Here is a 24,350-nt window from a genome sequence, read left to right as displayed (position 1 = left end):
AGTAACAATCCTGTTTTGAGGCTTAACGCCCCTCTTTTCTCACCCGCTCGATATGAATGGCGAGGAACATAATTTCTTCGGTCGTCAGCTCACGCTGATAGCTTTTGTTCAGGTGCTGGGCGATTTTCTCGGCGCATTTCCACGCTTTCGCGTAGTTGTCTTTTACCGCCGTATGCAGCGAGACGTCGTCATCTTCCACCACGGTGCGGGTGAGCATCCGCTGGGCAAAAAACTTCAGGTGGGTGACGAAACGCTGATAGCTGAGCGAGTCTTCATCGTACTCAAGCTGCAGCTGATACTTCACCAGCTGCAGGATCTCCTGCATCACCCGCGTAACGTGCATCACTTCCGGCATTTCGCTGTTCAGCTGCGCGGTGACCAGATGCAGCGCGATAAACCCGGCCTCATCCTCCTCCAGCTCGACGTTCAGGCGTCTGGCGATAATGGCCCGCGCCTCCTGCCCTAATTCGAACTCCTTCGGATACAGCCGTTTAATATCCCACAGCAGCACGTTTTTGATGGCCAGCCCGTTCTTCTGCCGCTCAATCGCAAAGTAGCAGTGGTCGGTGAGGGTGATATACAAACTCTCCTGCAGCTTGCCCAGCCGCTGCGCCGCCAGCCCGATGATGCGGTCGCAGGTGGTCATTACCTCCAGCGGAATTTGACTCAGCAACTCCCCGAGTCGACGCACCAGTTCATCGCTTTGTAACGCAAACACCTTTTCAACCAACGCGGTATCCAGCGCTTCACCGACGCGCTTCTGAAAGGCCAGCCCACGGCCCATCACCACCTGTTCGCGCCCGCGCTCATCCTGAACAACCACCACGTTATTATTGAGTATCTTGGCGATTTTCATCTGAACCCCAGAAACAAAAAAACCTGACCTCCGGCAGATGCCAGAAAATCAGGTTTTGCCTGCCTAAGCAGTAACAATCCAGTTCTGGCACTCTATCAGTTTCATTCATAGCCTCAATGCATCACGCATCAGAAACGTGACGCGGATCGACATTGCTAGAACGTCACGACAGTTTTCAGCTCCGTCACCCAGGCATCCTGCGTCCGGGATACGCCGCCGGGATGGTGCCAGTACTGAATGCCCGGCTGCAGTTCAAGCCACGGCACGGGACGAAAACGGTAGTAAAACTCGCCGTTCAGGGAATGGCCCGGCACCGGATGATACGCCGGATTGGTGTAATCGCTAACGCCGCTCAGGCTGTTCAGGTAACGCTGATTGCGGGCGTACTGGCTGCTCATATCAATCCAGGTCAAGCCAAAGCCAATCCAGTCTTCCGGTCGCGCGTCAAACAGCCCGCGGTAGCGCAGCGAGGCGGCGTAAACCTGGTGCATGTAGTTGGTACTCTGATCCGCAAGGCTCATGCTGAAAGAGGTGCTCAACCCGCGATTCGGGTCATCCTGATGCTGCGTAAGCTGCTGGTTCAGCCCGGCGTACATGAACCAGGTCCGGCTGTGGGTATCAAAGCCGTTCGGGTCCGTCGCGCCCGCACCGCCGGATCTGCCGCGATAGAGATCGGTTTGCGGCGCGTTGGTAAACACCACGCCCAGGTTGTACGCGCCCGGCAGGCCGTTAATCAGCGGGCGCGCTTCGATTTCAACCGGCAGTAAGACCCCTTTGCTGCCCTTCGTCGACCAGCTCCAGGCGTGGCTGCGGCTGGAGGCCTCGGGATTTTGCTCCATCACGCCACCTTTTAAGGTCAGCGTCGGCGTTAATTTATACGCAAGCGTGGTGCCCCAGGTGTGAACGTTCCAGTTGTTCCACGTCAGCGAGTTGGCTGACTTGCCGCCGCACTGCGAAAGCAGCTGGAAATCACAGGGGATGATTTGATCGAAGGTTTGCACCTTGTTCATCATCCCGATGCGCCAGGTCAGACGCCGGTCGTCAAAGCTGCGGGCAAAGGTCAGCCAGCCCAGGCGGGTAATGGACTGTCCGCCCCAGCTCTCCTGGGTCAGATCGTTAAAGTTAACGCGCGGGTCCTGCACGCGTTTGGTGGTGAGGTCGTCATTGTGGTTACGGTTGACGATGTTCCCTTCGATACGCGCGTCCGGGATACCGGTCCAGCGCTCAAGATCCTGGTTGAAGGTCAGCGCAAACTGGTCAATATAGGCCACGTGGGAGTCGTGGTTATAGCCACCGCCTCCGTTCCAGCCAATTTCATTCAGATATCCGAGATTCCAGGTAAAACCGTTATCGTTGAGGATTTTACGTATGCCGAGCATTTCGCCCAGAACAGGCTCCGGAGGAGCTTCAAATCCTAATACCGTTCCGTTCCAGTCCTGCGCCACCGACAGCGGGGATATCGTCAATAAGGCGAGCGCATAGAGTTTATTTTTATATGCCATGATAACAACCTGTGATTGAGTATTTTGTGCGTAACCGGCCGCAGGAAATTTTTCTATTTCCTGTCGATATTTCATTTTTTAAAATCAGTAAAAAGCGCTAAGCCAAATTTCTCTCCTGAGTAAACGAGAGGCAAAAAAAAACCTAAGCGCTCCACAGCGAAAATGCTGTGAAACGCTTAGGTTTTGCCTGTTAGCCAGTAACAATCCTGCGTTGAAAACAGTGGCACCTTAACACCGTCGCGCCACGTTGAAAACCAGAACTGTTTTCTGCTTTAAAAAAGTGTGAGCAATTTAACGCTTATTATTTTGACTGAATCACCCGGGCAATATCAGACGAAGTCTGTAATGTCCGAATCTCCTGAAATAATCCCAGCGCTTCATCGTACTCTTTGCGTAAATAACTCAGCCACTGTTTAATTCGCGCGACGTGATACAAACCGGTATCGCCCTGCTTTTCCAGTCGGCTGTATTTTTGCAGCAGCGTAACGACGTCTGCCCACGGCATTCGCGGCTCGTTATATTTCACCACCCGGCTGAGGTTCGGCACATTCAGGGCGCCGCGACCGATCATCACCGCATCGCAGCCGGTGGCCTGCAGACAGGCCTGCGCGCTCGCGTAGTCCCAGATTTCACCGTTGGCGATCACCGGAATGGAGAGGCGCTTGCGGATCTCGCCGATCGCCTGCCAGTTAATGCGCTCGGCCTTGTAGCCATCTTCTTTGGTGCGGCCATGCACCACCAGCTCGGTGGCCCCGGCCTGCTGCACCGCATCGGCGATTTCAAACTGCCGCGCGTCGCTGTCCCACCCCAGGCGCACCTTCACCGTCACCGGCAAATGCGAAGGCACGGCCTCACGCATGGCCTTCGCGCCGCGGTAAATCAGCTCAGGATCTTTCAACAGGGTCGCCCCGCCGCCGCTGCCGTTAACCAGCTTCGACGGACAGCCGCAGTTGAGATCCACCCCGTAAGAGCCCAGCTCAACCGCGCGGGCGGCGTTCTCCGCCAGCCATTCGGGATACTGGCCGAGCAGCTGAATACGCACCAGCGTACCGGAAGAGGTCCGGCTCTGGTTGTGCAGCTCGGGGCACAGGCGGAAGAAGGATTTTACCGGCAACAACATATCGACCACGCGCAGAAATTCCGTCACGCAGAGATCGTAATCGTTCACCTCGGTCAGAAGCTCGCGCACGAGGGAGTCGAGCACGCCTTCCATTGGGGCCAGTAAAACACGCATAGCAGTACCTGTGGAAAAAGACGCGCTATAGTATCTGCTCTGTATGTATGTGGAAAGCGCGACTTTCCATTCTGGAATGTCTGGTATGCTCAAATTTCATGATGTGATCCGTGGCACATTTTTGAGTTTAATTGTATGATGAATGCGTTTCAGCAAGGACTATCACCATGAGCAAATCATTGAACATTATCTGGCAATATCTGCGCGCATTCGTCCTGATTTACGCCTGCCTGTATGCCGGGATTTTCATCGCGTCGCTGCTGCCGATCGTCATTCCCGGCAGCATTATCGGTATGCTGATCCTCTTTGTTTTGCTGGCGCTGCAAATCCTGCCCGCAAAATGGGTCAATCCCGGCTGCTTCGTCCTTATTCGCTATATGGCGCTGCTTTTCGTGCCTATCGGCGTCGGGGTCATGCAGTATTTTGATTTGCTCAAGGCCCAGTTCGGCCCGATTGTGGTCTCCTGCGCGGTCAGTACGCTGGTGGTTTTCCTGGTTGTGAGCTGGAGTTCGCATCTGGTGCATGGCGAACGTAACGTGGTCGGGGAGAAAACAAAAAAATGATGGCCAATATCTGGTGGTCGCTGCCGTTAACCCTGGCGGTGTTCTTCGCCGCGCGCAAGCTTGCCGCACGTTTTAAAATGCCATTGCTGAACCCGCTGCTGGTGGCAATGGTGGTGATTATTCCGTTCCTGCTGCTCACCGGCATTCCCTACGAACGCTACTTTGCCGGCAGCAAAATTTTAAACGACCTGCTGCAGCCTGCCGTTGTGGCGCTCGCCTTTCCTTTATATGAACAGCTCCACCAGATCCGCGCCCGCTGGAAATCCATCATTACCATCTGTTTTGTGGGCAGCCTGGTAGCGATGATCACCGGCACGTCGGTAGCGCTGTTGATGGGGGCCTCTCCGCAGATTGCGGCGTCGATCCTGCCTAAATCGGTAACCACGCCTATCGCGATGGCGGTCGGTGGGAGCCTCGGCGGGATCCCGGCCATCAGCGCGATGTGCGTCATTTTCGTCGGTATTCTCGGGGCGGTGTTTGGTCACACATTGCTGAACGGGATGCGTATTCATACTAAAGCGGCACGGGGGCTGTCGATGGGGACCGCCTCCCACGCCCTGGGCACCGCCCGCTGTGCGGAGCTGGATTATCAGGAAGGGGCGTTTAGCTCCCTGGCGCTGGTGATCTGCGGGATTATCACCTCCCTGCTGGCCCCGTTCATTTTCCCGCTGATTCTGGCGGTGATGGGCTAAAATTTGCGATGCGTCGCGCAAATTTCATTTTGATTTCATAAGTTGCATACATAATGAGAAGTGGATCACATATAAAGCCCTGACGGCTCCGTAAACTACCGATCCATTAACCTTTATGAGGCATACGCCATGCACCCACGTTTTCAAGCTGCTTTCGCCCAGCTTGCAGAGAATTTGCAGTCAGCCCTGGCTCCCGTTCTGGCAGATGCACACTTCCCCGCCCTGCTGACCGCGGAGCAGGTCACGATGCTGAAACAAGCAACGGGACTGGACGAAGACGCGCTGGCTTTCGCACTGCTTCCCCTGGCTGCCGCCTGCGCGCGGGCCGATCTCTCCCACTTTAACGTCGGGGCCATTGCGCGCGGCGTCAGCGGAACCTGGTACTTCGGTGGCAATATGGAGTTCCTGGGCGCGACCATGCAGCAAACGGTTCACGCCGAGCAGAGCGCCATCAGCCACGCCTGGCTGCGCGGTGAAAAAGCCCTGAGCGCCATTACCGTTAACTACACCCCCTGCGGCCACTGCCGTCAGTTTATGAACGAGCTGAACAGCGGGCTGCAGCTGCGCATCAATCTGCCAGGCCGCGCGCCGCACACGCTGGGGGATTATCTGCCTGACGCGTTTGGCCCGAAAGATCTGGAGATCAAAACGCTGCTGATGGACGAGCAGGACCACGGTTACGCCCTGTCCGGCGATGACCTGAGCCAGGCGGCCATTCGCGCGGCGAACAAAAGCCACACGCCGTACAGCAAGTCCCCGAGCGGCGTGGCGCTGCAGTGCCGCGATGGCCGGATCTTTAGCGGCAGCTACGCGGAAAACGCCGCGTTTAACCCAACCCTGCCACCGCTGCAGGGCGCGCTTAACCTGCTGAGCCTGAACGGCTATGACTATCCGGACATTCAGCGCGCTATTCTGGCAGAAATTGCCGATGCGCCGCTGATTCAGTGGGATGCGACCGCCGCGACGCTTAAAGCGCTGGGCTGCACGACGATTGACCGCGTACTGCTTGCGTAATCCTTCCGGCGGGCAGAAATGCCCGCCAGTTTGCTGAAAAACCCCTCAGTTGAGTCGCTGTTTCTTGCGCTAACCAGGCGGGTAAAGTAGCCTGAGTTAAATTTCATCCACGAACGAGCCATCTCCATGTTAAAGCGCGTTTTTTACAGCCTGTCTGTCCTGGTCGGCATACTGCTGTTGATCGTGCTGGGTCTTGACCGCTGGATGAGCTGGAAAACCGCCCCCTACATCTTTGATGACCTGCAGGACCTGCCCTATCGTCAGGTTGGCGTGGTGCTCGGCACCGCCAAGTATTACCGCACCGGCGTGATCAACCAGTATTACCGTTACCGCATTCAGGGCGCGCTGAACGCCTACAACAGCGGCAAGGTGAACTACCTGCTGCTGAGCGGCGATAACGCTCTGCAAAGCTACAATGAACCGGTGACGATGCGTAAGGACCTGATTGCCGCGGGCGTGGACCCTGCCGATATCGTGCTCGACTACGCCGGATTCCGCACCCTGGACTCCATCGTGCGCACGCGTAAAGTCTTCGACACCAACGACTTCATCATCATCACCCAGCGCTTCCACTGCGAGCGCGCGCTGTTTATCGCGCTGCATATGGGCATTCAGGCGCAGTGTTACGCGGTGCCGTCGCCAAAGGACATGCTGAGCGTGCGCGTCCGTGAGTTCGGCGCGCGCTTTGGCGCCCTGGCCGATCTGTATATCTTCAAACGCGAACCGCGCTTTTTAGGCCCGCTGGTGCCGATTCCGGCGATGCACGAAGTGCCGGAAGACGCGCAGGGTTACCCGGCCGTCACGCCCGAGCAGCTGCTTGATATGCAGAAAAAAGAGAAATAACAGGACCGCCTTTATACTTTCTTTACGCCGGGCCTGACGCTTTTTACCTCCCCTTTACGTCGGCTCTTTTAAGCTGAGTTCACTGCCGCTACGGCTTCATTGAAGAATGACTATGAACTCAATAATGAATGCGTTTTTCCTCAAAAGTCTCCGTCCGTATTTTAACTTTCCCGGTTTATCACTTCCTGGCGCACTCAATTCCGGTCTCTGGCTTGATGAAAAAATTGACGCCCTGCAGCACAACATTTCAGTGGAAGTGGCAGATTATCTGGAACGTTACCCGCAGACGAAACATGTAGACGTTTACCTGAACGATATCAACGGCACGATGCGCGGCAAGCGTCTGTCGGTGGAGAGCATGCTGAGCCTGGAAAAAGGCTGTTATTTTCCCCTTTCGGTCTACTCGATGGATCAGAAAGGAAAAATCGCCGCCCCGCTTCATGATGAGCCGGACCGACTCTGCGTTCCTGTCGCCGGCTCCCTGCGCCCCTGCCCGCAGGATCCGCAGCACAACGCGCAGATCCTGCTGACGATGAAAGACAGCGACGATACCCCCTGCCCGCTTGAGCCGCGCGTGATACTGCAGAAGGTGCTGGCCCGCTTCCACCAGCACGGCCTCTTCCCGGTGATTGCCCCGGAAATCGAATTCTATCTGACGGGGCATGACGATCGGGATCCGCAAAATCAGGGCTGTTTTCATATGGATACTACGACGGCCCATGCGGCACTGTTTGACGAGGTGGAACAGCTGGCGCACCTGCAGCGCATCCCGCTGTCCGGGATCGTGGCAGAAGCCGAGTCCGGTCAGTACGAATTAAACCTGAAGCACAGCCATCGCGTGGTTGAGGTCTGCGATAACGTGCTGGCGCTTCGTCGCCTGACCCGTTACGTTGCCGAAAAGCACGGCCTGCAGGCCAACTTTATGGCTAAACCTTTCAGCCAGCTGTCCGGCAGCGGCCTGCACTTCCATTTCAGCCTGAACAATCGTCACGGCGAAAACGTCTTTGCTTCCCCGGTGAACGCGCTTAACAGCATGATGCGTTTATGCATCGCGGGGCAGCTGGCGCTGATGCCCGCCTCTGTCGCCATTCTTGCGCCGGGCGTTAACGCGTTTCGTCGCCTGCGTAAAAACCTGACGGAGCCCGTATTTAACTCCTGGGGCTATAACACCCGCTCCGCCGCCCTGCGTATTCCCTGCTCTGATGACCACAACCGTCGTATCGAGTACCGGCTGGCCGGGGCCGATGCCAATCCGTATCTGGTGGCAGCCACTATCCTGACCGGTATGCTGTACGGGCTGGAAAACACCGACGACGAGGATTTGCCCGAACCGCAGCACGATCGTCCCGAGCTGCCGCTGTTTCAGCAGGAGGCGATTGAGGCCTTTGCCCGCTGTCAGTACCTCACCGACAGCCTGGGCGACGCCTTTTCTGAACAGTGGGTCGCCTGCAAACTCTCTGAACTCGACTGGTTTGAGCGCATTGTGACCCGAGAGGAGTCACAGCTGGCATAAGGCATAAAAAAGCCCGCTCGGTGAGCGGGCTGGATAACGCGAGGAGCAATTACTTCTTACGCGCGTACTTCAGTGAATCCAGCGCAACCGCGAAGATAATGATGGCGCCTTTGATGATGTACTGCCAGTACGGGTTCACGCCGATATAGGTCAAGCCGTAGTTGATGACGGTGAAGATGATCACACCGGTCACCACACCCAGTACCGTACCCACGCCGCCGCTGAAGGAGACGCCGCCCACCACGCAGGCTGCGATCGCATCCAGCTCGTACATGAAGCCAAGGTTGTTGGTTGCAGAGCCGATACGACCCGCTTCCAGCATCCCGCCGAAGGCGTAGAACACGCCGGACAGGGCATAAATGATGAGCAGGTTCAGGGCAACGTTCACGCCGGAGACTTTCGCCGCTTCCGGGTTACCGCCGATTGCGAAGATGTTTTTACCAAAGCGCGTTTTGTTCCACAGGATCCAGACGAAGGCCACCGCAATCAGCGCATAGAAGGTGATATACGACAGGCGGAAGCTGCCCAGCGCGATGAACCCTTGCGTAAAGGTCGAGAAGCCGCTGTCAAAACCCGAGATTGGGGAAGCACCGACAAAGTCGTAGTACAGGGAGTTGATACCGTAAACGATGATCATCGTACCCAGCGTGGTGATAAACGGCGTCACGTTCAGGTAGGCGATGATAATACCGTTGATCAGACCAATCACCGCACCGATGGCGCAGACAATCAGGATCACCACGAAAATCGGCATGGTGGCCATTTCCGGGAAGACCTTGTTGGCGTTTTCCATCGACTGCAGCAGGGTTGCCGCGATAACCGCCGCCAGCCCCACCTGACGACCGGCAGAAAGGTCCGTCCCCTGGGTTACGATCAGGCCCGCCACGCCCAGCGCAATGATAATACGCACGGAGGACTGGGTCAGAATGTTACTCAGGTTCAGCAGGCTTAAGAACGTAGGGTCCTGGAAAATGATGATAGCCAGCAGTACTAAAAGAACAACGTAAATACCGCCTTCTTTCAGGTAAGTGAGAAAACTTTTTTTATTTAACGCACTCATGAGGAGCCCCTGATCTTAAAGGTGCAAAGACGCAAGACGCAAAATTTCGTTTTGCGTTGTCGTTTTGGTGTCAACAATACCGGCAACGAGACCATTGCTCATAACCAGAATACGATCCGTGATCCCTAACAATTCCGGCATTTCGGAAGAAATAATAATGATCCCTTTATTCTTTTTCGCCAGCTCGGCAATCAGCTGATAAATTTCAAACTTCGCGCCGACGTCAATACCGCGGGTCGGTTCATCCAGCATCAGAATTTCTGGCTGGGTTAATAACCAACGTCCGATAATGACTTTCTGCTGGTTACCGCCTGACAGCGAACCAATTTGGGTGCGGTGCCCTGGCGTTTTCACGCGCATGGAGTCAATAACCCATTGGGTATCGCTCTTCATGCGGGAGTTATCCAGCAGTCCGACTTTGTTTTTGTAATTGCGAATGTTAGAAATTAACGAGTTAAAGTTAATATCCAGATAGGCATAAATACCGGTCGAACGACGCTCTTCCGTCACCAGCGCAAAACCATTATTAATGGCTTCGTTGGCGTTGTGGTTGTTAATTTTCTTACCGTGCAGCGTAATAGTGCCTTCGGCTTTTTCACGGATACCGAACAGGGTTTCCACGATGTCGGTACGTTTTGCCCCGACCAGACCAGCAATCCCCAGGATTTCGCCCTTATGCAGGTCGAAGGAGACATCGCGAATAGACGGCTGACGTAACGAGGTCAGATTACGCACTTCCAGGATCACTTCGCCCGGCTTGTTTTCTTTGTCCGGGAAGCGCTGGTTCAGGGAACGGCCGACCATCATGGCGATGATCTTGTCCATGTCCAGCCCTTCCAGCGGCTGCGTGGCAATCCACTGACCGTCGCGCAGGATGGTAATCTCATCGCACAGCTGGAAGATCTCTTCCATTTTGTGGGAGATATACACAATGCCGCAGCCGCGATCTTTTAGCTTACGAATAATGGTAAAAAGGTGATTAACCTCTTTTTCCGTTAATGACGATGTCGGTTCGTCCATGATGACGATTTTCGCATCATAGGAAAACGCTTTGGCGATTTCGATCATCTGCATCTGGGAGACGGATAATGTTCCCACGCGGGCGCGCGGATCGATATCAATATCCAGCTCGTCAAAAATCGCTTTGGTGTCGCGATACATTTTGTCCTGATCGACAAAGACACCCTTGGTTGGATAACGCCCCAACCACATGTTATCCATGACTGAACGCTGCAGCACCAGGTTTAATTCCTGGTGAACCATCGAGATACCGTTTTCCAGTGCTTCTTTCGCTGAATGGAAATCGATCTCTTTCCCCTGAAAAAGAATGCTGCCAGAATCTTTTTGATAGATCCCAAAAAGACATTTTAATAATGTTGATTTACCCGCACCGTTCTCCCCCATCAGGGCATGAATAGAGTGAGGACGAACTTTTAAATTAACATTATCGAGTGCCTTAACGCCGGGAAATGACTTGTTGATACCGCTCATTTCCAACAGGTATTCACCGGATGACTGAGTATTTGTGCTGACCATAATTATACCTTGTTGGCCTCGCATATCGCGTTATAAAAGGGCGCAACGAATTGCGCCCAGTGGAGACAGTACCGCTAACTTATTTACCGATAAACTCAGCCAGGTTGGACTGGTCTACGCCCACGTAAGGTACGCGAACGATTTTGTTTTCAATTTTCCAGCTGGTGCCATCAGCCGCGCCTTTGCCATCGGCCAGGTTTTTCGCCAGATCGAAGGTCGCTTTCGCCTGGTTGTTGGCATCGTTCAGAACGGTACCGGCCATCGCACCGGATTTAACCAGCGCCAGCGCTTCTGGCAGTGCATCTACGCCGAATACCGGGATGGAGGATTTGTTGTGTGCTTTCAGCGCTTCTACCGCACCCATTGCCATCGCATCGTTGTTGGCGATAACCACTTCGATTTTGTTCGCGTTAGGGCCGGACAGCCACGCGTCCATCTTATCTTTCGCCTGAGCGGTATCCCACATCGCGGTATCTAACGCCAGCTGCTGGGTTTTCAAACCCTTGTCGTTCAGCTCTTTGATAACGTAAGTGGTACGGGCTTCAGCATCCGGGTGGCCTGGTTCGCCTTTCAGCAGCACGAACTGAATCTGACCGTCTTTGTTCAGGTCCCAGTTCGGGTTCGCCGCCCAGTGTTTCGCGATCAGATCGCCCTGAATAATACCGGACTCTTTGGAGTCGGTACCGACGTAATACGCTTTGTCGTAGCTATCCAGCGCCTTACGGGAAGGTTCTTTGTTGAAGAAGACGATTGGCACGTTCTGGCCGCGCGCTTTTTCAATAACCGTGCCTGCTGCAGCCGGGTCAACCAGGTTGATGGCCAGGGCTTTCACGCCTTTCGCCAGCAGAACGTCGATCTGGTCGTTCTGTTTGGACTGGTCGTTCTGGGAGTCGTTCATCAGCAGCTGAACGTCTGGCGCTGCTTTCGCATCTTTCTCAATCGCTTTACGTACAACAGACATGAAGTTGTCGTCGTATTTATAGATGGTCACACCAATACGGGTATCCGCAGCGTGCGCTGCTGCACCAAAAAGCATGCTTGCCATTACGGCAGACAGGGTCAACACCTTCTTATTCATGGTATCTCCGGTTTTTTATGCAGGGTAGTTCTTGTGAATAACGATCGGCGGGCAGGTGTTAATAAAACGTTACTGACAGCCGAAGTTCACTTATAAAATTTCTATCTTCCGTGTTCGGTAACGCTCCAGAAATGCGTTTTATTCGTTGTTTGCGGCACATTGGCTATAGTGAAAGTGAATAATCACCGTTACATAGCGTTTCAGCCCCTAAAACGCTGACATCATAGTCAGCGCCTTGTTAAGATACTGTGAATTTACTCACAGATTGAAAACGGTTACATCACCTGATGTAATCAGTTAGTGATCGGAACCACAATTTGCCGGGCCGCGACGGAGTGCCGACGCACTAAAGTCGGCATGAAACAGTGCGTTGCGCCCGGATCCAGCAGCCCTGCCGCCCCCTGTAACGCCAGCTCAGTCGCCAGTTTCGCCATAGAGGCAATGGGGTAACGCACCGTTGTCAGCTGCGGGTCGGTGTAACGGGCAATCGGAATATCATCAAAACCAATGAGTGATAAATGCTGTGGCACCGCAATGCCGTTATCTTTCAGCGCCGCCAGGGCGCCTGCCGCCATGCTGTCGTTATAGGCAAACACCGCAGTAAGCTGCAGATTGCGGCCCAGCAGCTCCACCATTGCCGCCTCGCCGCCCTGCATGTCCGGCGTACCGGTGCCCGTCCAGCTTTCTGACGGCGTAATGCCGTGCTCTTTCAGGGCGTTTTGCCACCCCTCGCGCCGCAGGTCGTCATCTTCAATATGATGGCTGGAGGCCAGATAACCGATCCGCTGATGCCCGTTGTTGATGAGCATTTTCGTCGCCATCATGGCGCCGCTGACGTTATCCAGCCCGACGCAGCGGTGGGCATAGCCGGGGACGATGCGGTTGATCAGCACCATGCCCGGGATCTGATCCATAAAGCCGGTTAGCTCTTCATCGCTCAAAGCTTTTGAGTGGACAATCAAGGCGTTACAGCGCTGGCGGATCAGCACTTCAATGGCATGTCGCTCCTTTTCCGCCTCATGATAGCTATTGCCGATCAGGACATATTTCTGATGCTGCTGGGCCACCACGTCGACCGCTTTGACCAGCGCGCCGAAAAAGGCATCCGAGACGTCCATCACCACCACGCCGATGGTGTCGCTGACCTGCGTCGCAAGCGCCTGGGCATTGGCATTTGGCCGGTACCCGAGCTGGGTCACGGCTTTCATTACGATTTCACGGGTTTCAGGGCTGACCAGCGCGCTATTGTTCAGCACGCGTGAGACGGTAGCCACAGAAACGCCCGCCTGACGGGCGACGTCACGAATGGTGATCATATTCACCATCCTTCAAAGGATTGCAGCAACTCACAGACACCCCCTGTGTTTAGCAAGGTGGCTATTTTGGCAGCGAGAGAGAGGGGACTACGTGAAGAAGCTCACACTCATGAAAACGCTTACATCCGTTTTGTTAATGATTGTGATCCAGATCGTTATCTGGATGTGTTCCTCAATGATACCCCTGAAGCATGTGCGGTTAACTGACGCCACACCCACTCCAGCGGTCCCTGGCGGAAATAGCGTAGCCAGAGAACAGAAAACGCCAGGTTAATCACCCAGACCGGAATAACAAACGCCAGCAGCGTGAGGCGGTCGAATTTCATAAACAGGCCAAATCGATAGAAAAGCGTGGTGCAGAGAAGCGTTTGCAGGAGGTAATTGCTCAACGCCATGCGGCCCACGCAGGCAATAGCGCTGACGATCCACAGGCGGGAAAGCGTTGGCCAGAAGCCATAGATCAGCGCCGCGTAGCCGATGGTCTGGAACGGCGCGCTCAGTTCGCGCGGCACCTGGAGCAGGAACGCGCACCAGCGGTAATCCCAGTGGATGTGCCACTGCGTGATTATCGCCGGGAGGTTAATCAGCACGCCGATCAGCACCAGCCCGACACCCGTTCGCCGATAGTGACGCAGGCTGAACTCCCCTTTCAGCCAGCCGGTGCGCATCAGTGACGCGCCCATCAGCATCATGCCCGCCAGCTGCCAGCCGTATTGCGCCCCCAGCGCAAGGAGGTTATCCCCCAGCATATCCGCGCGGTTGCTTATCGCTTCCGTACCGCCCTTCAGCTTCCAGTACTGTTCGTACTGCAGGTTAGCGGCATCCGGGATCCAGGAACGGTTCGTCGCTTCGCCGGAGATCGTCCCCAGCAGCAGCAGGACCCCAAGCCCCATGACGTAGAGCATCACGCCGGTGTTAAACAGGCTTTTTACGCTGTGCGCATCGCGAATCAGACGCCAGCAGATGAGCCCGACTAACCCATACGCGAGAAGAATATCGCCGTCCCAAAAGAACAGGCCGTGGATAAAACCGAGGAGAACCAGCAGAGTCAGGCGCGACTGGATCCAGCGCGTACCGCGTTTGAGGAGGAGTTGCAGACCTGCACCAAACAGCAGGGCAAACAGCGTGAGGAATTTAACCTGCGCGAAGAGATCGAGGACAGCCCAGGTCCAGGCATCGCTGCGCGTGATGTCGCCATACCAGGCAGGATTGAGGTAAGCCGCCTTCGGCAGGCCGAAGGCGCTGATATTAAGCAGCAGGATACCGAGAATGGCGACGCCGCGAACAAAATCGAGCGTGACGTTTCGCTCCATGGTTCCTGCCCTGTAAGACTTAGTTGTGGTGACGTACGGCGCGCAGGAACTCCTGGCGGGTATTCTGGCTAGATTTAAACAGGCCGCCCAGCGACGTCGTGGTCGTTGCACTGGTCGCATCACGCACGCCGCGCGCCTTCACGCAGTAGTGAACCGCATCGATAGAAACGGCCACGTTATTGGTGCCCAGCAGCGTTTGCAGCGCGGTCAGGATCTGCTGCGTCAGACGCTCCTGCACCTGCGGACGCTGGGCAAAGAACTGCACGATGCGGTTGATCTTCGACAGGCCAATCACCGTATCTTTTGGGATATACGCCACGGTCGCTTTACCGTCGATGGTCACGAAGTGGTGTTCGCAGGTGCTGGTCAGCGTGATATCGCGTACCGTCACCATCTCGTCCACTTTCATCTTGTTTTCAATGACGGTGATTTTCGGGAAGTTGGCGTAATCCAGCCCGGAGAAAATTTCGTCGACGTACATTTTCGCGATGCGGTGCGGCGTCTCCATCAGACTGTCGTCACTCAGATCGAGATTCAGCAGCTCCATGATCTCGGTCATATGACCGGCAATCAGACGCTTGCGGGTTTCATTGTCCAAATCCTGTACGGGCGGACGCAGTGGCGTTTCAAGACCGCGCGCAACCAGGGCTTCGTGGACCAGGGCAGCTTCTTTACTGAGTGATGACATTTTGTTCTCCTGCAGGTGTGGCGTCTTTTGCCCTCGTTGTGGCAAAAGTATGCGCTCATTGTGCGTGAGGCGGCGCACATAATCCAGTATTCACGACGATAATTATTGCAATTGCTGTTGCCTTTCAGCGTGACGATTCCAGACCAGCGCTCCGCCGACGAACAGCGCAACACCCGCCAGCCCCAGCGCGGGCTCCAGCCGGTGGGTAAGCCAGGTTGATAACGCCGAGGTCATCGGGCCAATCAATTGACCAATCGCATACCCGGTGGTGAGCAGGCCTGCCATATAGCGCGTATGGTTTGGCGCCAGCTCGCGGCCGTATAAAAGAGAGAGCTGCACGGCACACAAAAAACCGCCGCCCACCAGCAGCCCGCCCGTCAGCAAACCGCCAATCCCCGGCAGCAGCCAGGCCGCCAGCACGCCAGCCCCCTGTAACCACAGCACGATAGCCAGCCTGCGGTTAGCCGTTGAGGTGTGGCGTAAAAGAATACTGAGCGCAATGCCCACCACGGCGGCGATACCAAAAATCGGCCAGACAAACTGGGCAAACAGGCTGCCGGGAAAACGCACCGCCGCCATTTGTGACAGGAATGTCGCCGGGAGGATATAGCCAAACCCGGCCAGGCTGTAGCTCCAGACCAGGCGCTTTAAATCCGCCGTCAGCACCAGCGGCTCCGGCGCGGTGCCGGGGCGATGGAGCTGCCCGGATCGCGGCAGGTAGCGCGCCACCAGCGCAATCAGCACCAGCGCCAGCACGCCGTAGATTTGCCATGCCGCCCCGGCCGAAAGGGATTTCGCCTGGATATAGACGGCGAGAAGCCCGCTCAGAGCAATGCCCGCTCCCGGTCCGGCAAACACGGCGGCGCTCAGGCCCGGTTTACCCAGCAGCCCCAGCCGCTCGTTCGTCCAGGCAGCAATGAGTACCATCGACCAGCCGCTCATGCAGCCAATCACGAAGCGCAGCAGGCCGTGCATAACGGCGTTATCCGCCGCCGCGGAGAGCAGCGTCAGCGCAACCGCGCCGGTGATGCCAAGCCAGAGGCGCGTTTCCACAAAGCGGTGCGCGCGCATTGCATCCCATGCGCCCACCAGATAGCCCAGATAGTTCATCGCCGCCACCAGACCCGCGCTGGTCAGCGTAAGCTGTCCGGCAGCAATCATGAGCGGTACCTGAGGCGTAAAGGCAAAGCGCCCTATCCCCATCGCCACCACCAGCACGACAAACCCACTGAGCGCAATACGCAGCGCCATGACCGCTCCAATTGTTAAAGAAAAGTAAATTTATGATGCAGCATCTGGGCGTCAGGCGAAAGTGAAAGTTGCTCACAGGTCAATGAAAAGGCTGTATTATGGTTTTTATGAATACGCATTCTCATAAAGGAGCCCTGCATGGAACTGCTCGAGGAGCACCGTTGTTTTGAAGGTCGACAGCAGCGCTGGCGGCATGACTCCACCGTCCTGAACTGTGCGATGACGTTCAGCATTTTCCTGCCGCCGACGGAAAATCCGCCGGTTCTGTTCTGGCTTTCAGGCCTGACCTGCAACGACGAGAACTTCACCACCAAAGCGGGCGCGCAGCGTATTGCCGCCGGGCTGGGCATTGCGCTGGTGATGCCTGACACCAGCCCGCGTGGCGATGATGTGGCCGACGATGCCGGATACGACCTGGGCAAAGGCGCCGGGTTTTATCTCAATGCGACCGAGCAGCCCTGGGCGCACCATTACCGCATGTATGACTACATTCGCGACGAGCTGCCCGCGCTGATTCAGTCCGGGTTTGCGGTAAGCGACCGCTGTGCCATCAGCGGACATTCTATGGGCGGTCACGGGGCGCTGATCATGGCGTTAAAAAATCCGGGAAAATACGTCAGCGTGTCGGCATTTTCGCCAATTGTGAACCCAACGCAGGTGCCGTGGGGGCAAAAAGCCTTCACGAACTATCTGGGTGAAGATGAAGCAAAATGGCAGGAATGGGACAGCTGTGCGCTGATGCTGGCCAGCTGCTCGGCAAATGCGATCCCGATGCTTATCGATCAGGGCGATGCGGACCAGTTCCTCGCCGGACAGCTGCAGCCTGCGGTGCTGGCAGAAGCGGCACGCCAGAAGGACTGGCCGCTGACGCTGCGCATTCAGCCGGGGTATGACCACAGCTATTACTTCATCGCATCCTTTATTGAGGATCATCTCCGCTTTCATGCGGAGCATTTGTTTGGGTAAGTGCGGCTGCGGGCGCTCTGATGCCCTCACCCTGGCCCTCTCCCAAAGGGAGAGGGAACAAACACTAAAAACGGCAATTTACGTTGCCGTTTTGCTTTTACCCTGGCCGCATCAGAACTTATAATCCACGCCCACAAAGTAGCGACGGCCGTCTTCCGTATAGCTGTAATCGTCGCGGCTCAGATCTTTATCCAGCAGGTTCTGCACGCCCGCACGCAGCTTCACGCTTTTCGTCGCCTGCCACGCGGCGCCGGTATTCCAGATGACATAGCCACCCGGCGTTGGTGCACTGCTGGTCAGCGCGCGTTTCTCACCGGTGTAGTTGCCCTGAACGTAGAACGACCAGTCCTGCGTTGCCTTCCAGTCAACGGTACCGTTGGCGGTGTGGAACGGCAGATCCGACAACGGCTTGTTGCCGCCGTTGCTGATATCACGACCGTCGTTATAGGTATAGTTAAGGGTCAGTTTCCAGTCGTCAGCCAGCGGGAATTTCAGCTCGGTTTCCACCCCGCGGATGCGCGCCTTGTTAACGTTGTAGTAGCGGAAAATTGGTTCTCCGTCCGCATTCAGTCCAACGTAGTTAGGGTAGCCCTGGGCCTGTTTTGCATTGGCCGTACGGCTGATGCTGATGCGGTCATCCACGTTATTCTGGAAGGTGGTGACGCTGGCCTGCACGCCCTCTAACCAGCCCTCTTCCCCGCTATAGTACAGTCCGAATTCGAAGCTCTCGCTGGTTTCCGGTTTCAGATCCGGGTTACCGACTATCTCACAGGCACCGCGACACGAGCCGGTGACCCAGTCCGGGCTAAGCTGGAGCAGCGACGGCGCTTTAAACGCGGTGGCCCAGCCCCCTTTCACCGTTACGGTATCGGTCGCGTTGTAAACCAGATAGGCGCGCGGGCTCCAGTGATCGCCGTAGGTATCATGGTCATCCATACGGATGCCGGTGGTCAGCGCCAGAGGTTCAAAGATACGCCACTCATCTTCAAGGAACAGGGCATACTGGCTTGTCGACGTACTGCTGCTGGAACCGCCCGTCAGGTTGACAGGATCCTTCAGCTTATCGTGACGCCATTCGCCGCCGAAGGTCATCAGCTGGTTGATTTCGCCCAGCGGCAGCACGTATTTTCCGTCCACCGCGTTGCTCTCGGAGGTTATAGGATTGCTGTTGCCGGGGTTTTTGTTATCCACCTTTTCGCCGTAAACCTTCAGCTCGCTGTTGCCGACGCCCCAACGACCGTTGTGGCTGAGAGAGTAGTTCTGACGCTCAAGGCGGTTTTTGTCGAGGGAATCCGAGTCACGGTCCTGACGGTCGAAACCGTAGCCCGCCGTAAAGTCATGATTTTCAGACGGCGTCCAGGCGAACTCCACATTCGCATCGCGGCTGGTGAAGCCCTCAATGCGCGGCGTTTCACCGCTCGCCGTGGTAGAGGATTTCTGCTGACCGTCTTTCTCACGCTTCGCGAGGCTACCGTAGGCTTTCAGCCCCAGCAGGCCGTCAACCAGCGGACCGCTGGTATAGAACTGGCCGTTGTACGTGTCTCCACGGTCGCGGTGTTCCTGAATCGTGGAATCGGCGCTCAGGGTGCCCGTCCATTTCTGGCCGATTTTTTTGGTGATAATGTTCACCACCCCGCCCAGCGCATCGGAACCGTACAGAGAAGACATCGGTCCGCGCACCACTTCGATGCGTTCGATGGCGTCAACCGGCACCCAGTTGAGGTCGAAATCATTATGGCGGAATACCGCGTTACGCGAGTTAACGCGCTTGCCGTCGATCAGGATCAGCGTATAGCTGCTGTCCAGTCCACGAATACTTACCCCTTTACGGTTGTCCCCTTCGCTCGTGAGCTGAACGCCCGGCACCTCCCGTAACACATCTTTCAGATTCTGAACGGGTTTGCGCTGCAAATCTTCCTGGGTAATTACGCTGATGCTTGCCGGTGCGTCTTTCAGGTTTTGCTCGGTCGCGGAGGCCGTTACAACCATTGTGTCGCCGGATTCCGCTGCGATAACAGGCAGGGCCAGGGACATTGCGGACGCACAAAGTCCTCCCCTGACGAAGGGATTCAACCTAAACATTCCATATCTCCATGAGGTAAATACAACTAAATCAAATCATCATTGCTCACAGCGTCTTCCTTTCCGCCCACATCTGCGGTGGGTCGGTGACACGCTTATTTTTGATAACGATAAAGCAAACGATAATTATTATCAATTAAATTGTTAAGAAATATATCTTTGTTTCAGGATGCGGGCATAAAAAAACCCGCTCGAATGAGCGGGTTAAAAGAGAGGAAGTGCGATTATTGTTTAAACCGTTCCGGGAATTCCATTTCACTGTAGCGAACGAATTTTGTTCCTTTCGTCAGCTTGTAGCCAAACCAGATGACGAGGAAAAGCGGAATACCAATGTAGGTCGCCGTCACGGCGCCCCAGTCAATGGTGTCCGCCAGGAACGCTTCATAGTTCTGTCCCAGCGTAATGATCAGGCACAGAATGAAGGCGAAAATAGGCCCCAGCGGGAAGAAGCCGGAGCGATACGGCAGCGAGTTAACATCGTGACCCTGCTTGACGAAGCCGCGGCGGAAACGGTAGTGGCTAATAGCAATCCCCAGCCAGGCAATAAAGCCCGTCATCCCGGACGTGTTAAGCAGCCACAGGTACACCGTCTGGTTGCCAAACATAGAGGTCAGGAAGCACAGACCGGCAATCACCGTTGTGGCATACAGCGCGTTACGCGGTACGCCGCCACGGGACAGCTTCGCGAAGATACGCGGGGCTTTACCGTCGCATGCCAGCGTGTAGAGCATACGGGTGGACGCGTACATCCCGGAGTTACCGGCTGAAAGCACAGCGGTCAGGATAACGGCGTTCATCACTGCCGCAGCTGAAAGCAGACCGGCGTGCTGGAAGACCAGCGTGAACGGGCTGACGCTAATGTCTTTTACGTCATTACGCAGCAGGCTTGGATCGGTGTACGGGATGATCAGGCTGATAATCAGGATCGCGAACACATAGAACAGCAGGATACGCCAGAATACCTGACGGACCGCACGCGGAATATTTTTCTCCGGGTTCTCTGACTCACCGGCGGCGATACCAATCAGCTCAGTCCCCTGGAAGGAGAAGCCGACAATCATCGCCACGCCAATCATCGCCGAAAGGCCACCGGCAAACGGCGCATCGCCTATCGCCCAGTTACTCCAGCCCGCAGGTTCTGCGCCTTTGAAAATACCAACGATCATCGCCACACCGACGACGATAAAGATGATGACGGTTGCCACTTTGATCAAAGAGAACCAGTATTCCGCCTCGCCGAAACCGCGCACGGAGATGTAGTTCAGCAGGAAGATGACGGCCAGGAACAGGGCGCTCCAGATCCAGCCCGGCGTATCCGGGAACCACCAGTTCATCACCAGCTGTGCGGCGACAAGGTCAACGGCGATGGTGACCGCCCAGTTGTACCAGTAGTTCCAGCCCAGCGCGAAGCCGAAGCCTTCTTCAACGTATTTTTGACCGTAGGTCGAGAACGAACCGGATACCGGCATGTACGCGGCCAGTTCGCCGAGACTGGTCATCAGGAAGTACACCATCAGGCCAATCAGGATATAAGAGAAGAGCGCCCCACCCGGGCCTGCTGCCGAAATCGTTGCGCCAGAGGCAACGAAAAGACCTGTACCGATTGAGCCGCCAATGGCGATCATCGTCAGGTGACGCGCCTTGAGTTCACGACGTAGCGTGGGCGCTTCTGTGGTTTTAATTTCTGAAACCATATGAAAATGCTGTCCATTTAATAAATGAGGCGCGATTGTAGCAGACGATCCGCGTTCCTTCCGGCAGAAATACTCAGTTATAAGAGAGCTTCATGACTCGGCCAGGATTATAAGTAAAGCATAAAAATGTGGGGTGACAGGCGCGCGTAGCCCCGGTAAGCGAAGCGCCACCGGGGAACGTTAAATGGCGCAGTAGCGCAGAAAACGCTGCAGAGAGCTGGAAAGGTGTTTCTGACGATGATGGATGCACCATAGCGTGCGCACTAGCTTCGGCAATGGAACCGGAATTTCAACCAGCGACCCCGTTTCAAGCTGTTCGGCAATGACGCGCCGGGAAAGACAGCTGATTCCCAGGCCGTGACGCACCGCGTGCTTGATGGCCTCAGAGTTCCCCAGCTCCATCCCTAGCTGGAAATGCGGCAGATGGGAAAGCAGCAGATAATCGACAATTTCACGCGTGCCGGAGCCCTGCTCGCGCAGGATCCACTGCGCCTGCGCCAGGCGCTCCAGCGTCACCTCGCCCTGCAATAACGATGAGGCCGGGGACGCAAACACCACCAGCTCATCCTCCAGCCAGGGCTCGGCAATGATATCGACGTTATGGCAGGGCCCTTCGATGAGGCCGATATCCACGCGGAAATCGATCACCGCGTTGATAACGTCCTGACTATTGCCCACGCTCATCTCCAGCGGCAGGGTCGGGAAATCCCGGCGGTAGCGCGCAATCACTTCCGGCAGAATGTAGTTCCCAATGGTGCTGCTGGCATAGACGCGGATCGCGCCGTTGTCTTCGCGGAACAGCTGTTCGATTTCGATAGCCTGCTCCAGCAGCGCCAGCGCGCGTGGATAAAGAAGACGACCGTGCTCGTTGACCACCAGACGCTTCCCTACCCTGTCGAACAGCTGCACGCCCAGCTGTCCTTCAAGATCGGTCAACGCCGCGCTGACCGCAGACTGCGAGAGCGCCAGCATTTGTGACGCCTGGGTCGTCGAGCCGCTTTTCAGCACCTCGGCAAACACTTCCAGCTGACGCAATGTAATGTGCATGGTTGCTTACCACTTATATAGATTGATTATAAGTATATAATCAATTTTATTTTTAAGCCAGAGCGCCGTAACCTTTAGCCAGACAAAGGAGAAGGTTATGTCAGAAATCACCCTACAACATCATCGTACAGTGTGGCACTTCGTGCCGGGCCTCGCGCTTAGCGCAGCAGTGACCGCCGTAGCATTATGGGGCGGCAGCATCCCGGCTATCGCAGGCGCAGGTTTTAGCGCGTTGACGCTGGCTATTTTGCTGGGCATGGTCGTGGGAAATACCGTTTACCCACACATCTGGAAATCCTGCGACGGCGGCGTGATCTTTGCCAAACAGCACCTGCTGCGTCTCGGGATCATCCTTTACGGCTTCCGTCTCACCTTTTCGCAGATTGCGGACGTGGGCGTGAGCGGAATTGCCATCGACGTCCTGACCCTGACCAGCACCTTTTTACTGGCCTGCTTTATCGGCCAGAAAGTCTTTGGCCTGGATAAGCAAACCAGCTGGCTGATCGGTGCCGGGAGCAGTATCTGCGGGGCCGCGGCGGTGCTGGCAACAGAGCCCGTCGTTAAAGCCGAAGCCAGCAAGGTGACAGTGGCGGTGGCGACGGTGGTGATCTTCGGTACGCTGGCGATCTTCCTCTACCCGGCCATGTATCCGCTGGTTGCCCACTGGTTTAGCCCGGAAACCTACGGCATCTATATCGGTTCGACCATGCACGAAGTGGCCCAGGTGGTGGCGGCAGGACATGCTATTAACCCTGAAGCCGAAAACGCGGCGGTGATTGCCAAAATGCTGCGCGTGATGATGCTGGCGCCGTTCCTGATTTTCCTTGCTGCGCGGGTTAAACAGCTTGCACCGGCGGACAGTAATCAGAAAAGTAAAATCACCATTCCGTGGTTTGCGATCCTGTTTATCGTGGTCGCTATCTTTAACTCCTTCCACCTGCTGCCCAAATCGGTAGTGGATATGCTGGTGACGCTGGATACCGTACTGCTGGCGATGGCCATGGCGGCCCTGGGGGTGACTACACACGTTAGCGCGCTGAAAAAAGCCGGTGCGAAGCCGCTGCTGATGGCGCTGGTACTCTTCATCTGGCTGATTGTCGGCGGCGGTGCGATTAACCTCGCGGTCCATAGCCTGATGGCATAAACCATCTCGTCCTTCTCCTGCTAACCCGCTATCATAAGCGTTTCGGGTTAGCAGGAGTTTTTTTATGAAATATGTTGGAGCGCACGTCAGCGCTGCAGGCGGCCTTGCGAATGCCGCCATTCGCGCCGCCGAAATCGAGGCGACCGCTTTCGCCCTGTTCACCAAAAACCAGCGCCAGTGGCGCGCCGCGCCGCTCACCGCTGACGTGATTGATGATTTTAAAGCCGCCTGTGAGAAGTATCACTATGGGCCAGGCCAGATCCTTCCCCACGACAGCTACCTGATCAACCTCGGTCACCCGGTTGAAGAGGCGCTGGAAAAATCCCGCGAGGCGTTTCTTGATGAAGTACAGCGCTGCGAACAGCTGGGGCTGACGCTGCTGAACTTCCATCCGGGCAGCCATCTGATGCAAATCGATGAAGATGCCTGCCTGGCTCGCATTGCCGAGTCCATCAACATCACGCTGGACAAGACCAAAGGCGTCACCGCGGTGATTGAGAATACCGCAGGTCAGGGCAGCAACCTCGGCTTTAGGTTCGAACATCTGGCGGCGATTATCGACGGCGTGGAGGATAAATCCCGCGTTGGCGTATGCATTGATACCTGCCACGCGTTTGCCGCCGGATATGACCTGCGCACCACCGAAGCAACGAAACACACGTTCGATGAGTTCGAGCGCATAGTGGGCTTTAAGTACCTGCGCGGAATGCACCTGAACGATGCGAAAAGCGCGTTCGGCAGCCGCGTTGACCGCCACCACAGCCTGGGCGAAGGTAACATCGGCCACGATGCGTTTCGGTTTATTATGCAGGACGCCCGCTTCGACGGTATTCCGATGGTGCTGGAAACCATCAATCCGGATATCTGGGCAGAAGAGATAGCCTGGCTGAAGGCACAGCAAACCGCTGAACAGGCGGCATAAAAAAAGCCGGGTGCATAATGCAACCCGGCTTTTTTA

21 protein-coding genes are annotated in these 24,350 nt (G+C 55.8%); 8 read left to right on the top strand and 13 right to left on the bottom strand.

Annotated features, from left to right (window positions below; translation table 11 throughout):
* Window positions 1–22: 22 nt before the first annotated feature.
* The 3 genes from licT to dusC form a co-directional block, all read right to left on the bottom strand.
* Window positions 23–856, bottom strand: coding sequence for a BglG family transcription antiterminator LicT (gene licT / locus AC1VYI_RS09085; RefSeq protein ID WP_032658940.1), 834 nt, complete (start codon window positions 854–856; stop codon window positions 23–25).
* A gap of 155 nt (window positions 857–1,011) precedes the next feature.
* Window positions 1,012–2,358, bottom strand: coding sequence for a carbohydrate porin (locus AC1VYI_RS09080; RefSeq protein ID WP_134865922.1), 1,347 nt, complete (start codon window positions 2,356–2,358; stop codon window positions 1,012–1,014).
* Window positions 2,359–2,659: 301 nt separating this feature from the next.
* On the bottom strand, window positions 2,660–3,592 hold the full coding sequence (dusC, locus tag AC1VYI_RS09075) for a tRNA dihydrouridine(16) synthase DusC (protein WP_045402866.1): 933 nt from the start codon (window positions 3,590–3,592) through the stop codon (window positions 2,660–2,662).
* A 167-nt stretch (window positions 3,593–3,759) separates the two neighbouring features.
* Here dusC and AC1VYI_RS09070 point away from each other — a divergent pair, with 167 nt between their 5' ends.
* The 5 genes from AC1VYI_RS09070 to AC1VYI_RS09050 all read left to right on the top strand — a co-directional run bounded on the left by AC1VYI_RS09070 (window position 3,760) and on the right by AC1VYI_RS09050 (window position 8,217).
* On the top strand, window positions 3,760–4,155 hold the full coding sequence (locus AC1VYI_RS09070) for a CidA/LrgA family protein (protein ID WP_023312463.1): 396 nt from the start codon (window positions 3,760–3,762) through the stop codon (window positions 4,153–4,155).
* Window positions 4,152–4,847: a CidB/LrgB family autolysis modulator gene (locus AC1VYI_RS09065; protein WP_029740398.1), complete on the top strand. Its 696-nt coding sequence runs from the start codon at window positions 4,152–4,154 to the stop codon at window positions 4,845–4,847. Before AC1VYI_RS09070 ends, AC1VYI_RS09065 begins: the two co-directional genes overlap by 4 nt.
* Before the next feature lie 129 nt (window positions 4,848–4,976).
* Complete coding sequence (cdd, locus tag AC1VYI_RS09060; protein WP_029740399.1) at window positions 4,977–5,861, top strand: cytidine deaminase; 885 nt, start codon at window positions 4,977–4,979, stop codon at window positions 5,859–5,861.
* Window positions 5,862–5,987: 126 nt separating this feature from the next.
* Window positions 5,988–6,704, top strand: coding sequence for an outer membrane permeability protein SanA (gene sanA / locus AC1VYI_RS09055; protein ID WP_008500918.1), 717 nt, complete (start codon window positions 5,988–5,990; stop codon window positions 6,702–6,704).
* Window positions 6,705–6,828: 124 nt separating this feature from the next.
* The gene (locus AC1VYI_RS09050) at window positions 6,829–8,217 is read left to right on the top strand and encodes a glutamine synthetase family protein (RefSeq protein ID WP_134865921.1); all 1,389 of its coding nucleotides are present in this window, start codon (window positions 6,829–6,831) and stop codon (window positions 8,215–8,217) included.
* Between the two features lie 49 nt (window positions 8,218–8,266).
* Here AC1VYI_RS09050 and mglC read toward each other — a convergent pair whose 3' ends face one another.
* The 7 genes from mglC to AC1VYI_RS09015 all read right to left on the bottom strand — a co-directional run bounded on the left by mglC (window position 8,267) and on the right by AC1VYI_RS09015 (window position 16,459).
* Window positions 8,267–9,277, bottom strand: a complete 1,011-nt coding sequence (mglC, locus tag AC1VYI_RS09045; protein WP_008500921.1) for a galactose/methyl galactoside ABC transporter permease MglC — start codon at window positions 9,275–9,277, stop codon at window positions 8,267–8,269.
* Window positions 9,278–9,292: 15 nt separating this feature from the next.
* Window positions 9,293–10,813: a galactose/methyl galactoside ABC transporter ATP-binding protein MglA gene (gene mglA, locus AC1VYI_RS09040; RefSeq protein ID WP_023312467.1), complete on the bottom strand. Its 1,521-nt coding sequence runs from the start codon at window positions 10,811–10,813 to the stop codon at window positions 9,293–9,295.
* Between the two features lie 79 nt (window positions 10,814–10,892).
* Window positions 10,893–11,891: a galactose/glucose ABC transporter substrate-binding protein MglB gene (mglB, locus tag AC1VYI_RS09035; protein WP_023312468.1), complete on the bottom strand. Its 999-nt coding sequence runs from the start codon at window positions 11,889–11,891 to the stop codon at window positions 10,893–10,895.
* A 293-nt stretch (window positions 11,892–12,184) separates the two neighbouring features.
* A complete protein-coding gene (galS, locus tag AC1VYI_RS09030) occupies window positions 12,185–13,207 on the bottom strand; it encodes an HTH-type transcriptional regulator GalS (protein ID WP_045402849.1) in 1,023 nt (340 codons plus the stop codon).
* Window positions 13,208–13,362: 155 nt separating this feature from the next.
* Window positions 13,363–14,520, bottom strand: a complete 1,158-nt coding sequence (gene yeiB, locus AC1VYI_RS09025; RefSeq protein ID WP_047744322.1) for a DUF418 domain-containing protein YeiB — start codon at window positions 14,518–14,520, stop codon at window positions 13,363–13,365.
* A gap of 19 nt (window positions 14,521–14,539) precedes the next feature.
* Window positions 14,540–15,208, bottom strand: a complete 669-nt coding sequence (folE, locus tag AC1VYI_RS09020; protein ID WP_023312471.1) for a GTP cyclohydrolase I FolE — start codon at window positions 15,206–15,208, stop codon at window positions 14,540–14,542.
* Between the two features lie 102 nt (window positions 15,209–15,310).
* Entirely contained in the window at window positions 15,311–16,459 is a 1,149-nt protein-coding gene (locus tag AC1VYI_RS09015) for a YbfB/YjiJ family MFS transporter (protein ID WP_482879646.1), read from the bottom strand.
* Between the two features lie 138 nt (window positions 16,460–16,597).
* Here AC1VYI_RS09015 and fghA point away from each other — a divergent pair, with 138 nt between their 5' ends.
* Entirely contained in the window at window positions 16,598–17,425 is an 828-nt protein-coding gene (gene fghA / locus AC1VYI_RS09010) for an S-formylglutathione hydrolase (protein WP_134867358.1), read from the top strand.
* Window positions 17,426–17,536: 111 nt separating this feature from the next.
* Here fghA and cirA read toward each other — a convergent pair whose 3' ends face one another.
* The 3 genes from cirA to yieE form a co-directional block, all read right to left on the bottom strand.
* The gene (gene cirA / locus AC1VYI_RS09005; protein ID WP_047174134.1) at window positions 17,537–19,507 is read right to left on the bottom strand and encodes a catecholate siderophore receptor CirA; all 1,971 of its coding nucleotides are present in this window, start codon (window positions 19,505–19,507) and stop codon (window positions 17,537–17,539) included.
* 224 nt (window positions 19,508–19,731) lie between these two features.
* On the bottom strand, window positions 19,732–21,201 hold the full coding sequence (locus tag AC1VYI_RS09000; RefSeq protein ID WP_023312475.1) for an amino acid permease: 1,470 nt from the start codon (window positions 21,199–21,201) through the stop codon (window positions 19,732–19,734).
* 180 nt (window positions 21,202–21,381) lie between these two features.
* Entirely contained in the window at window positions 21,382–22,248 is an 867-nt protein-coding gene (gene yieE, locus AC1VYI_RS08995) for a DNA-binding transcriptional regulator YeiE (protein ID WP_023312476.1), read from the bottom strand.
* Window positions 22,249–22,345: 97 nt separating this feature from the next.
* On the opposite strand from yieE, the gene AC1VYI_RS08990 reads away from it, so the two are divergent.
* Both AC1VYI_RS08990 and nfo read left to right on the top strand, forming a co-directional pair.
* Window positions 22,346–23,392 carry a YeiH family protein gene (locus tag AC1VYI_RS08990; RefSeq protein ID WP_045402829.1) on the top strand — a complete coding sequence of 349 codons (1,047 nt, stop codon included), beginning with the start codon at window positions 22,346–22,348 and terminating at the stop codon, window positions 23,390–23,392.
* Between the two features lie 64 nt (window positions 23,393–23,456).
* Window positions 23,457–24,314, top strand: coding sequence for a deoxyribonuclease IV (gene nfo / locus AC1VYI_RS08985; RefSeq protein ID WP_134867357.1), 858 nt, complete (start codon window positions 23,457–23,459; stop codon window positions 24,312–24,314).
* Window positions 24,315–24,350 lie beyond the last annotated feature (36 nt).

The sequence above is a fragment of the Enterobacter sp. QK-SA4 genome (assembly GCF_056856775.1).
The sequence above is the reverse complement of the archived record's forward strand: the minus strand, read 5'-3'. Positions and strand labels throughout refer to the sequence as shown.